Here is a 12,274-nt window from a genome sequence, read left to right as displayed (position 1 = left end):
AAAGTAATCAGAGTTTCAGGTTTTGAGTTACCTCAACAGCGGACAGCGAAGCGCGAAGCTGTATTAGCCTTCGGCTTTAGGCTTTTAGCTTTCAGCTGTATTCGGTAGATGGGTTTATAGTTCCTGGTTTATTGCAGCCAGGAACTATAAACTAAATATTGGTGGCTTATTTCAATAAGTTCAGGTCGGGCTGTGCGTATTTGTATACTTTGAAGTACAGCGTGGTCTTTGTTTGATATACGCCCTCAATTTTAGAAATGTCATTAACAAATTCAACCAGGTGATCATTATCGCGGCACATTACATCTACCTCTAAATCATAATCGCCCGATGTCATGGCCAAAAAGCTCACCTCGGGCCGTTTAGATATTTTTTGGGCAACTTTTTCCTTAAAGGTAGCGGGCCGTACAAACACAGCAATATGTGCATAGGCCCTGAACCCAACTTTGTCGGGATTTACACGCCCAATAATGTTAATGGTGCCTTCTTCAATTAATTTATTCACGCGGGTACGAATGGTGCCAATAGATACATTCAATTTTTCTGCAATAACGGTAAACGACATCCGGCCGTCCTTTTGCAGGCACGATAAAATTGAAAAATCCAGCTCATCAAGGGGGGAACCATTTTTCTCCATACAATACAAAGATGCTACAAAAATAAAAATATTGCTTGTTTTTTGGTACAGTACTAAATTATTTTTAAATTACTATCCATCTTTCTGCAAATTATGTAGTTATAAAATTTACCGCTCATGAAGTACGCACCTGTTCAAAATTACATCAATGGACAGTTTGTGAATGCGTCAACTGACCAAACACTGCCCGTTATATCACCGCTCGATGGTACAGTATTGTCTGCAGTGCCTCTGTCGGCCCCCAAAGACCTCGATGCAGCGGTGCGTGCAGCCAAAATAGCTTTTCATGGTTGGAGCCATACGCCTATTAAAGAAAGAGTACAGGTATTGTTCAGGTACCGGCATTTGCTTGAAAAGCATTTACAGGAGCTGGCTGCACTGGTTAGTGAAGAAAATGGCAAAACGATTGGCGAGGCCGTTGCCGAAATAGAAAAATGCATAGAGCTTACAGAGTTTGCCACTTCGCTTCCGCAACTGGTTACCGGTGAAATACTTGAGGTAAGCAAGGGCGTTGAGTGCCGCACCGAACATGCACCGCTGGGTGTGGTTGCTTCTATTGTGCCATTCAATTTTCCCAGCATGGTGCCTAACTGGACCATCCCAAATGCCATTGCTCTTGGTAATTGCATGATCATAAAACCTTCTGAAAAAGTGCCGTTAAACGTGGGCCGGCTGGCCCAATTGTTAAAAGAAGCCGGTTTGCCCGATGGTGTTTTCAATGTAGTGAATGGCGACAGCTCCATCGTAAATGCTATTTGCGATCATCCGGGTATTGCAGCCGTGTCGTTTGTTGGCAGCACCAAAGTGGCTAAGATCGTTTATCAACGTGCTACGCATCATTATAAAAGATGTTTGGCCCTTGGCGGCGCCAAGAACCATTTGCTTGTTCTGCCCGACGCCAAAGCCGACATGACCGCACAAAACGTTGCGGCCTCTATGAGCGGTTGTGCCGGACAACGTTGCATGGCTGCTTCGGCTATGGTGGCCGTTGGTAATGTTGATCATATCATTCAAAAAATATGTGAGGAAGCAAAGAAGATAGTGCCGGGCGAAAACCTGGGTGCCGTGATCAATAAGGAATCGAAGGATCGTATTGAACATTATATTTCGGAAGCGGAGGCCCAGGGCGCAAAAATATTGCTCGATGGCCGGCATACAACAGTGCCCGGTAAAGAACAAGGCACCTATGTGGGACCTACCGTTATAGATTATGTGAAACCCGATATGGCGGTGGCCAAAGAAGAGATCTTTGGTCCGGTAATAAGCATCATGCGTACAGATACCGTTGATGAAGCCCTGGCCATTGAAAATGCAAATCCTTATGGTAATGCTGCATCAGTGTTTACCCAAAACGGCGGTATGGCGCGGTATGTGATCGATAGGGCCAGCGCCGGTATGATAGGTGTAAATGTAGGCGTGCCCGTACCTCGCGAACCTTTCTCTTTTGGCGGCTGGAATGAAAGCAAGTTTGGCGTAGGCGATATTACCGGAAAAAGCTCCATAGAATTCTGGACGAAGTTGAAGAAGTCGACGGTGAAGTGGAATCCGGAGGCGGGGGTTAATTGGATGAGTTAGAACAATGTGATAATGTGATAATTTGCTAATGTGATAATGAAAGGCAGGTTGATGAAGTTGATAGAGGTGATAAAGATGATAAAAAAGTTGACAGGTTAACCAGTTGATGAGTTGACTTGTGGTTGACAAGTTGAAATGTTGACAGGTTAACAAAGGTCAGAGAAAGGGCTGGGGTGCCGTTTCACTATTAGCGAGGCCTGAAGTTTCGGGTATTATTGCCGATTGCCGATTCACGATTGCCGTCTAAAGGCGAACCTTTAAAATGAGCGACCCTTTCACGTTTGCCGTTTCACGTTTCCCGACAACCACACTCATATTGATCAAGCTTCAATAACTGAAATATGTCAAACACTGAGACCATATCAGAAACCCAGGAGATCATTCAGGATAATCTTGATTACACCCTCTTTTCATGGAGTAAGCAAAAAGGTATTGCGCCCATTGCGGTTAAATACGCCAAAGGCGTTTACTTATATGATCATGATGGCAAGCGATACATCGATTTCTCGTCGGGCCTTATGAACGTGAACATTGGTCATGGCAACCAACGAATAACACAGGCTGTTATGGAGCAGATGCAACAGGTAAGTTATGTAACACCCAGTTGCGTTACCAAAGTGCGTGGTGAGTTAGGTAAGAAACTGGCATCGGTAACACCCGCCGGATTAAACAAAACCCTGTTCACAGTTTGCGGCGCTTCTGCTATTGAGAATGCCATCAAGCTCGCTCGTTTATATACCGGCAGGTATAAGATCATTGCACGTTATCGTGCATTTCATGGCGCTTCTTATGGGGCTATGACAGCCGGCGGCGATCCGCGTAAACTGGCTTCCGATTCGCAACAGGTGCCGAATGTTGTTCATGTAGAAGATCCTTATTGCTATCGTTGCCCCTGGGGCAAAGAGATCACTTCGTGTAGTCGCGAATGTGTAAGCCATATTGAGCGGGTTATTGAATTTGAAGGGCCCGGTAATATTGCTGCAATAATAATGGAAGGCGAAAGCGGTACATCCGGTTGTATTAAATACCCGCCCGATTATTTGCAAAAAGTACGGGCGCTGTGCGATAAATATAATATTCTGCTAATTGCCGACGAGGTAATGAGCGGCTTTGGCCGCACCGGTAAATGGTTTGGGGTAGATTATCATGGCGTGGTGCCCGATATTATTGCTACAGCCAAAGGTTTAACGGCCGGTTACCTGCCACTGGGGGCATTGATAGTAAGCGATGCCATTGCCGAGCATTTTAACGACCGAATGCTGTGGCTTGGTTTAACATATTCGGCACACCCCGTAAGCTGTGCGGCAGCACTGGAAACATTGAAAATATATGAGGATGAAAATTTGTTAGAGAATGCCGCCACTATGGGGCATTATATTGATGAACAGGTAGCGAAATTGAAATTGAAACATCCCAGTATTGGCGATTTCAGAAATACCGGTTTGCTGGGGTGTATTGAATTAGTGAAGAACCGCACGACAAAAGAGCCAATGGCGCCCTATAACGCCAAACCCGAGGAAATGGTTATAATGAACAAGGTGGCGGCGAAACTGAAGGAATTGGGGCTATACACCTTTGTTCGCTGGAACTATATTTTCCTTGCTCCACCATTAAGTATTACAAAAGAAGAAGTTGATGAAGGGCTGGCCATAATAAGTGAGGCTATTGCAATTGCCGATGAATTCGTAAATTGAAGAACGTACCTGCCCTTTTACTCCGTCCCCAAGCTTTCCTGAACCTAGCAGCTATTGCCATATGGAATAACCACATTATGGATATGAATAATAAGTCGCTATACAGTGAAGACCTTGCCCCTGTTCCGGTAACCAACCGAAAATGGAATACCTGGAACTATGCCGCGCTATGGATCAGCATGAGCCTTTGTATTCCTACGTATATGCTGGCCAGTTCGCTTATAGGCGGTGGTATGAATTGGTGGCAGGCCATTCTCACCATATTTTTAGGAAATACCATTGTATTGATACCGATGATCCTTAACGGACATGCCGGTGCGAAGTATGGTATTCCCTTTCCCGTTTTTGCCCGTGCCAGTTTTGGCGTACGTGGTGCTAATATTCCCGCAATACTGCGGGCAATTGTAGCCTGTGGATGGTTTGGTATTCAAACCTGGATAGGCGGTGCAGCGATATACCAGATGATAAGGGTATGGAGTCCTTCGTTGCCTGAAATTGATGCGTCCGCCTTATTCCCACAGGCTGTACCATTCATATGCTTTTTAGGTTTCTGGGCTTTGAATATGTTCATTGTTTATTTAGGTGTTGAAAGCATTAGAAAACTGTTGGTGTTCAAAGCCATCTTTTTACCCGTGGCCGCATTAGCTTTATTATTTTGGGCTATTAATGCATCCAATGGATTAGGCCCTATTCTACAACAACCATCCAGGTTTACTACGGCGGCACAGTTCGCTGATTTTTTCTTTCCGGCACTAACGGGAATGGTTGGGTTTTGGGCAACCCTTTCGCTTAATATTCCTGATTTTACCCGCTATGCCAAAAGCCAGCAGGCGCAAATAAAAGGTCAGGCCATTGGCTTGCCACCCTCTATGACGCTTTTTGCGTTTATTGGCGTGGTGGTTACATCGGCCACAACTATTATTTATGGCAATACCATTTGGGACCCTGTTGTACTGGCCGGCAGGTTCGAGAATAAAATTCTTGTAAGCCTGGCCATGATCGCTGTGGCTATTTCAACACTTGCTACTAATATTGCTGCAAATATTGTTAGTCCGGCCAATGATTTTGCCAACCTGGCGCCTTCCAAGATCTCGTTTCGCAAAGGTGGTTATATAACCGGCGTATTAGGAATACTCATTTTTCCCTGGAAGCTGATCGCCGATCCTACGGGTTATATTTTTACATGGCTTATTGCTTATTCAAGTTTGTTAGGCCCGGTTGGTGGTATTATGATCGCCGATTATTATTTTATTCGCAAGCAACAACTTTCAACTGCCGATCTGTATAAGGTAAGCGGGCAATACACTTTTAAGAACGGCTTTAATTATCGCGCCATCATTGCCTTGTTGTTAGGCATAGTGCCTAATATTCCGGGTTTTCTCACTACTATTAAAGTGATGCCGGCAGATAGTGTGCCTGGCTGGATCTCACATTTATATAACTATGCCTGGTTTGTTGGCTTCTTTATTTCCGGATTTACTTACCTGCTCATGATGCGTAAGTATAAGCCGCTGGTATCTGATTCTCTCACTGCAAAAGAAGAAACATTTCATGTCGCTATTGATTAAAAACGGACGGATCATAACTGCCGACGCCGATTTCACTGCCGATATTTATGTGGAAGGTGAAACCATACAGACTATAGGAAAAAACCTGAACGTAGAAGCAGAAACTGAAATAGATGCTTCGGGCAAACTGGTTTTCCCGGGTGGTATTGACCCCCATGTGCACCTCGATATGCCATTTATGGGCACATTCTCAAGCGACAATTACGAAACAGGCACCCGCGCTGCTTTGTTTGGCGGCACCACTATGGTCATTGATTTTATTCTGCAAAAGCAGGGTAATTCATTGCAGAGTGCCCTGGATGAATGGCGCTCACGAAGTGACAATAACTGTGTAGGTGATTACAGCTTTCATATGGCTGTCACCGATTTTAATGATAACACGCGTGCCGAAATAAAAAAGATGATAGAGCAGGAAGGCATTGTTTCCTTTAAAACCTTTATGGCATATAAAGGCGCGCTGATGATCGACGACCGGCAAATGATTGGCCTTATGGAAGAAGTAAAGGCAAATGGCGGTCTGATAAATGTACACGCCACCAATGGCGATATGATCGATTACCTGGTAGCAAAACATCGTGCCGAAAAGAAATTATCGCCTTTGTATCATTATTTGTCGCAGCCCGAGATAACGGAGGCCGAAGCTTCAGAGCGATTTGTTGATATGACCTGGTACACCGGTTGCCCCGGTTATATAGTACACCTTACCTGTGAAGGCGCGCTGAATGCGGTGCGTAATGCAACCCGGCGCAATCAGAAAGTGTTTGTTGAAACCTGTATTCAATACCTGATCCTCGACGCCTCTTTATATGAAAAAGATTTTGATGGCGCTAAATGGGTGATGAGCCCGCCGTTACGTCAGCCAAAAGATCAGGAAACATTATGGGCCGGCATTAACCAGGGTCTGGTGCAGGTAGTGGCAACAGACCATTGTCCGTTTAAGTGGGAGCAAAAGCTGATGGGTAAAGATGATTTTTCAAAAATTCCCAACGGGCATCCGGCTATTGAGAACCGGATGGAGTTATTATTCAGTGAGGGTGTGCATAAGGGAAAGATCAGTTTGAATAAGTATGTAGAAGTAGCCTGTACCAACCCCGCAAAAATATTTGGCATGTTTCCCCGCAAGGGAACACTGGCGCCGGGCAGCGATGCCGATATCGTGATCTTTGATCCCAATGAAGAACATGAGCTGTCGGCCGCTACGCATCATATGAATGTTGATTATTCGGCGTATGAAGGCTGGCCCATTACCGGAAAAGTAAAAACAGTTGTGCTGCGCGGAAAAGTTGCAATAGATAATGAACAGTGTTTTATTGAGAAAGGATATGGGAAATTCATTAAGCGTAACAAAGTTCAACAAAAAATATAATACCAAAAATCTCAAATCATAAGATCCAAGAACCAAATAAAATACAAAAACTCAATACCAAAACCTATGTCAAGAATAACAAAATCGGGTTTAATACAAATGAGTTTGCCAAAGACAGAAGGGGAGGGCACAATAGAAGAGATAAAGGAAGCGATGGTGCAAAAGCATATTCCATATATTGAACGGGCTGGTGAGCAGGGCGTGCAAATACTTTGCCTGCAGGAGATCTTTAATACGCCGTATTTCTGTCCGGGCCAGGATAGGGCCTGGTACGAATCGGCTGAAACAGTACCGGGGCCAACAACGGAACGTATGGCTGAATACGCTAAAAAATACAATATGGTGATGATTGTTCCTGTATATGAAAAGGAACAGGCCGGTGTGTTATATAATACCGCAGCTGTGATAGACGCCGACGGAACCTATCTTGGAAAATACCGTAAGAACCATATACCACATACATCGGGCTTTTGGGAGAAGTTTTTCTTTAAACCAGGTAATTTGGGTTATCCCGTCTTTCAAACCAAATATGCAAAAATAGGTGTGTATATCTGTTATGACCGGCATTTTCCCGATGGGGCCAGAGTACTGGGTTTGAATGGTGCAGAGATCGTTTATAATCCCTCTGCCACCGTTGCAGGTTTATCGCAATACCTATGGAAGCTGGAGCAACCGGCTCATGCTGCTGCAAATGGATATTTTATGGGTTGTATAAATCGTGTAGGTGAGGAGAAGCCCTGGAACCTGGGTAAGTTTTATGGTTCCAGTTATTTTGTTGATCCGCGCGGACAAATATTTGCGCAGGCTTCAGAAGATAATGATGAACTGCTGGTGGCCGAGTTTAATCTCGACATGATTGAAGAGGTAAGGAGTATTTGGCAGTTTTACAGAGACAGGAGACCTGAGACATATGGGAAGTTGGTTGAGTTATAATGATACTGTTACAAGTTGCAGGTTGCATGTTGCAGGGCGCTAAGTGCGGCGGGCTGAAAGGTATCGGGTTTTGCGATTATCGGAACCCCTGAAACCTGAAACTTGTAACCTGCAACCTGAATCTTGCGACCCGAAATTGAAACTGAAATCTGGAATAAAACATGTCTATCAAAAACAACCGGTTAACGGCTGAACAATACGATCAAAATTTCAGCGATATTCACCCACCGTTCGATAGTAGAGAATCGGCGCTGGTTGAAGCCAATCGTTGTTTGTTTTGTTATGACGCCCCCTGTACTAAAAGTTGTCCTACCAGCATAAACATACCCAAGTTCATCAAGCAGATCAGTACAGATAATGTAAAAGGATCGGCACACACTATTTTTGTTTCTAACATTATGGGGGCTGGTTGTTCGCGGGTTTGTCCGGTTGAGAAATTATGCGAAGGCGCCTGTGTATATAATTTGTTGGAAGAACCACCCATACCTATTGCCCGCCTGCAGCGCTATTCAACCGAACAGGCTATGGAAAAGAAGTGGAAGCTGTTTGAGCGCAAGCCTTCAATTGGTAAACGTGTGGCAATAGTAGGAGCAGGGCCGGCCGGATTGAGTTGTGCGCATGTATTAAGCCGCGAAGGTGTTGATGTAACTATTTATGAAAAAGAAAGCAAGGGCGGTGGTTTAATGACATATGGTATTGCTGCTTACAAGGTAACACCGCGGTTTTGTGAAGATGAAGTGAATTACATAACATCGCTGGGTGGCATTGATATTAAATACAACCAGGAGTTGGGTAAGAATATATCTCTCCAGGAATTGAAGAATAATTATGATGCGGTATTCCTGGGGTTTGGTGTTGGGCTGGCCCGGCAACTGGATATTCAGGGTGAAGAACTAATGGGTGTTGTGGATGCCATTAAATTCATTTATAACATACGTGCCGGTGTATACGAAGAGGTGCCTGTAGGTGATAAGGTAGTGGTAATAGGAATGGGTATGACGGCCATCGATGCCGCCACACAAGCCAAACGCTTAGGCGCCAAAGACGTTACCCTGGTGTATCGTAGAACACAGGAAGAAATGCCTTGTACTGAAGAAGAATTGAATATTGCCAAACTGGATGGGTGCCGCGTTATTTGGCTGGCGGCGCCGGCAGTATTAAATGGTGCAAATGGAAAAGTAACACATCTTGTATGCAACCTGATGCAATTGGGCGAACCAGATGTGAGCGGTCGCCGGTCGCCCATAGAAACAGGGGAGACGTTTACATTGGATGTTGATATGGTGATAAAAGCGGCCGGACAAATTCCTTTTTCTGAATTGGTAAACAACAGCCAACTGCAGCATTCAAATGGAAAGATCGTTGCGCAAAAGGATGGCGCTACCAATATAGCCGGTGTTTTTGCCGGCGGCGATTGTGTGAATGGTGGAAAAGAAGTTGTTGATGCTGTACAGGCAGGTAAGGATAGTGCGGCTTCTATTCTTAAATATTTAGGTTTATAAACGTAGCAACTAAAAACTTTTTTATGGCAGATATATCTGCGAACTTCCTCGGCATAAAATCACCAAATCCGTTTTGGCTGGCAAGTGCCCCGCCAACCGATAAAAAGATCAATGTGCTGCGGGCCTTTGAAGCCGGCTGGGGTGGAGTGGTATGGAAAACATTGGGTAGCCAGGTGAAGAATGTATCGAGCCGTTATTCTGCTGTGAACTATAATGGCTCCAAGGTAATGGGGCTTAATAATATTGAACTCATCAGCGACCGGCCATTGGAACTTAACCTGCGCGAAATAAAAGAGTGTATTAAGTTATTCCCCGATAGAGCCATGATCGTTTCGCTGATGGCCGATAATACCCGCGAGAAATGGCATGAGCTTATAGCGCAGGTAGAAGATACCGGTGCACATGGGCTGGAACTGAATTTCGGTTGTCCGCACGGAATGACCGAACGCGGTATGGGGGCAGTGGTAGGGCAGGACCCTGAAATAGCCCGCCTGGTAGTGGAATGGGTTATGGAAAAAGCAACCATTCCTGTTATTACCAAACTTACACCCAATGTACATTCGGTGGTGCCAACTGGTAAGGCTGCTGTTGAAGCCGGCTCCAATGCCCTTTCATTAATAAATACCATACAATCGGTTACAGGTATCGACCTCGATACCTTTGTTCCTAATCCATACGTGGCGGGTAAATCTGTATTTGGCGGCTATTGCGGTCCGGCCGTAAAACCCATTGCGCTAAAAATGCTGGCTACTATTAGTCAGGACCCCGTTACAGCTAAAGTACCGGTATCGGGTATTGGTGGTGTAAGTACCTGGAAAGATGCGGTTGAATTTATGCTCTTAGGTGCTACTACCGTACAGGTATGTACGGCAGCAATGAAACATGGTTTTCGGATTGTGGAAGATATGTGCGAAGGCCTGAACAACTGGATGGATGAAAAAGGATTTAAGGCCATCGATGATTTTATAGGTAAATCGGTGCCGCATCTTACGCATTGGGAAGAACTGGATATTAATTATCATATTGTTGCCAATATAGATCAAACAAAATGTATCCACTGCGGGCTGTGTTATATTGCCTGTGAAGATGGATCGCATCAATCGATCAACCTCATTTATGGTAAGCCATACAATACATATACCATTAAAGAAGATGAATGTGTAGGTTGTAATTTATGCAAGCTTATTTGTCCGGTTGATGATTGCATTACCATGGTTGAGCAACGCAAAGGACCCGATTATGTAAACTGGTTAGAGTTTCAAAAACGCGGCCTGCCATTGAACGATCACTAAGATATATACGAAGGAACTTATGTGAATAAAAATATTTCCCACCGGGGCAACCTTTTTATTGGCCCGTACTTGCTAAACAAGGTAAATTAGTATTGTCATAACGCACAAGTAAAAATCAGAAAGGCCCACTCCCTGTAAAGGCTATTTGTACCACTCAGATCAATTTATTGAATAGGAAAAGTATGCTGTTCCTGTAAAAGGAGCATCGGTGATCTTTTGCTTTCACTCAAAGCACAAAGCACCGAAACGGGTTTGTATTGCACTACCAAACTGAACAACTCAATAACTAATAAACTTTAACTATGAAACAAATCGTTTACACTTTATTTCTAAGCATTCTTCTGCAAACGGCATTAGCTCAAACTCCCCCGGCAACCTGGCAGGAGCATTGGTTTGAACACAATCAGCTGCTTAATCGTAAGTTCTTTGATAATGATGTAGCTGTGTATTACGACAATGATGTTAGCAGTTCCGTTACCTGGCCTTATACATATATGGGTGATGTGTGGCGTTATACAAAAAATGTGTATGGCAGCTTTGGTACCGACCCGCACCTGTTCGCTATTTTTCATACCAATAAATACAGTGGCGGCCATCCCTCTACTTATTTCGATGCCAGCCACGACAACCGTAATGTAATTGATGTAGGCGCCGGCCCCTGGACAAGTGGTACCGGTGGCGATCTTGATATAACCACACATGAAGTGGCGCATATTGTAGAAGGCGCCAGCAAAGGCATTCATGGTTCGCCCGCATTTCCCATTTGGGGCGATAGCAAATGGGCCGAGATCTTTATTTATGATGTATACCTGGGGTTGGGCAAAACAAGTGAAGCAACCCGCTGGTATAACCAACTGCAAAATACAACCGATAATTTTCCGGTGGCCGGCACCCATTGGTTCCGCGATTGGTTCTACCCAATATATCACAATTATGGCGGCACGCAGGTGTTGAACCGTTTCTTTCAATACTTAGCTCAGTATTTTCCTAAAAGCGGTAACAGCTATAGCCGCGATATGAACTGGGGCGAATTCATTCATTTCTGGAGTGGCGCTGCCGGGATAAGCCTGAAACCATTAGCTACGGCAGCTTTTGGCTGGACCACCACCTTTGAAACACAATTCAACCAGGCACGTAATGATTTTCCTTTCGCATATGGTACCGGAGTAGTAAGTGTGTATAAAAATTGTAATTATGGCGGCTATGTATCTGCTCTCGGTGTTGGTAATTATACATTAAACCAATTACAGAACATGGGCGTGTTGAATGATGATATTTCATCGGTAAAAGTGAACAGCGGTTACCAGGTGCAATTGTATTGGGACGATAATTTCGGCGGTACTGTGCTTACCCTTACTGCCGACAATAGTTGCCTGGTGGCCAATGGATGGAATGATAAAGCTTCTTCGTTAAAAATATCAGCAGCAAGCGCTGCTACCGCAAGGTCTGCAACGGAGGTGCCTGTTAATAAAGAACTGCTTATTTATCCCAACCCGGTTGCACATGAATTACGGTTCAATACTTCACAACCGTTGGCCGGAGCAACCATTAAGGTGCTTGATGTAACAGGCAGAGAAGTATTAACCACAAGGTATACGTCGAACAGTATTGATGTGCGACGATTAACCGCAGGGGTTTATACCCTGATGGTAATAAACAATGATAAGCGTGTAGTAAAAAGGTTTGTGAAACAATAACAGTTACAAT

Annotated in this window: 9 protein-coding genes; 8 read left to right on the top strand and 1 reads right to left on the bottom strand. The window is 44.5% G+C overall.

Annotated features, from left to right (window positions below; translation table 11 throughout):
- Positions 1–166: 166 nt before the first annotated feature.
- Entirely contained in the window at positions 167–637 is a 471-nt protein-coding gene (locus GGD38_RS05095; RefSeq protein WP_375299100.1) for an Lrp/AsnC family transcriptional regulator, read from the bottom strand.
- A 117-nt stretch (positions 638–754) separates the two neighbouring features.
- Between GGD38_RS05095 and GGD38_RS05090 the strand changes: the two genes are divergently transcribed.
- From GGD38_RS05090 to GGD38_RS05055, 8 genes are all read left to right on the top strand, one after another.
- Positions 755–2,212, top strand: coding sequence for a CoA-acylating methylmalonate-semialdehyde dehydrogenase (locus GGD38_RS05090; protein WP_375299101.1), 1,458 nt, complete (start codon positions 755–757; stop codon positions 2,210–2,212).
- A 341-nt stretch (positions 2,213–2,553) separates the two neighbouring features.
- Positions 2,554–3,906 carry an aminotransferase class III-fold pyridoxal phosphate-dependent enzyme gene (locus GGD38_RS05085; protein ID WP_375299102.1) on the top strand — a complete coding sequence of 451 codons (1,353 nt, stop codon included), beginning with the start codon at positions 2,554–2,556 and terminating at the stop codon, positions 3,904–3,906.
- A gap of 83 nt (positions 3,907–3,989) precedes the next feature.
- A complete protein-coding gene (locus tag GGD38_RS05080) occupies positions 3,990–5,474 on the top strand; it encodes an NCS1 family nucleobase:cation symporter-1 (RefSeq protein ID WP_375299103.1) in 1,485 nt (494 codons plus the stop codon).
- Positions 5,458–6,840 carry a dihydropyrimidinase gene (hydA, locus tag GGD38_RS05075; protein WP_375299104.1) on the top strand — a complete coding sequence of 461 codons (1,383 nt, stop codon included), beginning with the start codon at positions 5,458–5,460 and terminating at the stop codon, positions 6,838–6,840. The genes GGD38_RS05080 and hydA overlap by 17 nt, the downstream gene beginning before the upstream one ends.
- A 66-nt stretch (positions 6,841–6,906) precedes the next feature.
- Positions 6,907–7,773, top strand: a complete 867-nt coding sequence (locus tag GGD38_RS05070; RefSeq protein ID WP_375303777.1) for a nitrilase-related carbon-nitrogen hydrolase — start codon at positions 6,907–6,909, stop codon at positions 7,771–7,773.
- Positions 7,774–7,934: 161 nt separating this feature from the next.
- On the top strand, positions 7,935–9,275 hold the full coding sequence (locus GGD38_RS05065) for an NAD(P)-dependent oxidoreductase (RefSeq protein ID WP_375299106.1): 1,341 nt from the start codon (positions 7,935–7,937) through the stop codon (positions 9,273–9,275).
- Positions 9,276–9,298: 23 nt separating this feature from the next.
- Positions 9,299–10,567 (top strand): NAD-dependent dihydropyrimidine dehydrogenase subunit PreA, encoded by a 1,269-nt coding sequence (gene preA, locus GGD38_RS05060; protein ID WP_375299107.1) that lies wholly within the window; start codon positions 9,299–9,301, stop codon positions 10,565–10,567.
- 302 nt (positions 10,568–10,869) lie between these two features.
- Entirely contained in the window at positions 10,870–12,264 is a 1,395-nt protein-coding gene (locus GGD38_RS05055) for a T9SS type A sorting domain-containing protein (protein WP_375299108.1), read from the top strand.
- The last annotated feature ends 10 nt before the right edge of the window (positions 12,265–12,274 follow it).

Origin of the sequence: Niastella sp. OAS944, assembly GCA_024809215.1 — a bacterium.
Classification (GTDB): Bacteria; Bacteroidota; Bacteroidia; order Chitinophagales; family Chitinophagaceae; genus Niastella.
This window is presented reverse-complemented; position numbering and strand designations above follow the sequence as displayed.

What these genes read in the sequence shown, in the direction of transcription:
- GGD38_RS05055 (WP_375299108.1), top strand. Translation starts at nt 10,870, where the DNA reads ATGAAACAAATCGTTTACACTTTATTTCTAAGCATTCTTCTGCAAACG.
- GGD38_RS05095 (WP_375299100.1), bottom strand. Translation starts at nt 637, where the DNA reads ATGGAGAAAAATGGTTCCCCCCTTGATGAGCTGGATTTTTCAATTTTA.
- GGD38_RS05070 (WP_375303777.1), top strand. Translation starts at nt 6,907, where the DNA reads ATGTCAAGAATAACAAAATCGGGTTTAATACAAATGAGTTTGCCAAAG.
- GGD38_RS05090 (WP_375299101.1), top strand. Translation starts at nt 755, where the DNA reads ATGAAGTACGCACCTGTTCAAAATTACATCAATGGACAGTTTGTGAAT.
- GGD38_RS05080 (WP_375299103.1), top strand. Translation starts at nt 3,990, where the DNA reads ATGAATAATAAGTCGCTATACAGTGAAGACCTTGCCCCTGTTCCGGTA.
- preA (WP_375299107.1), top strand. Translation starts at nt 9,299, where the DNA reads ATGGCAGATATATCTGCGAACTTCCTCGGCATAAAATCACCAAATCCG.
- hydA (WP_375299104.1), top strand. Translation starts at nt 5,458, where the DNA reads ATGTCGCTATTGATTAAAAACGGACGGATCATAACTGCCGACGCCGAT.
- GGD38_RS05065 (WP_375299106.1), top strand. Translation starts at nt 7,935, where the DNA reads ATGTCTATCAAAAACAACCGGTTAACGGCTGAACAATACGATCAAAAT.
- GGD38_RS05085 (WP_375299102.1), top strand. Translation starts at nt 2,554, where the DNA reads ATGTCAAACACTGAGACCATATCAGAAACCCAGGAGATCATTCAGGAT.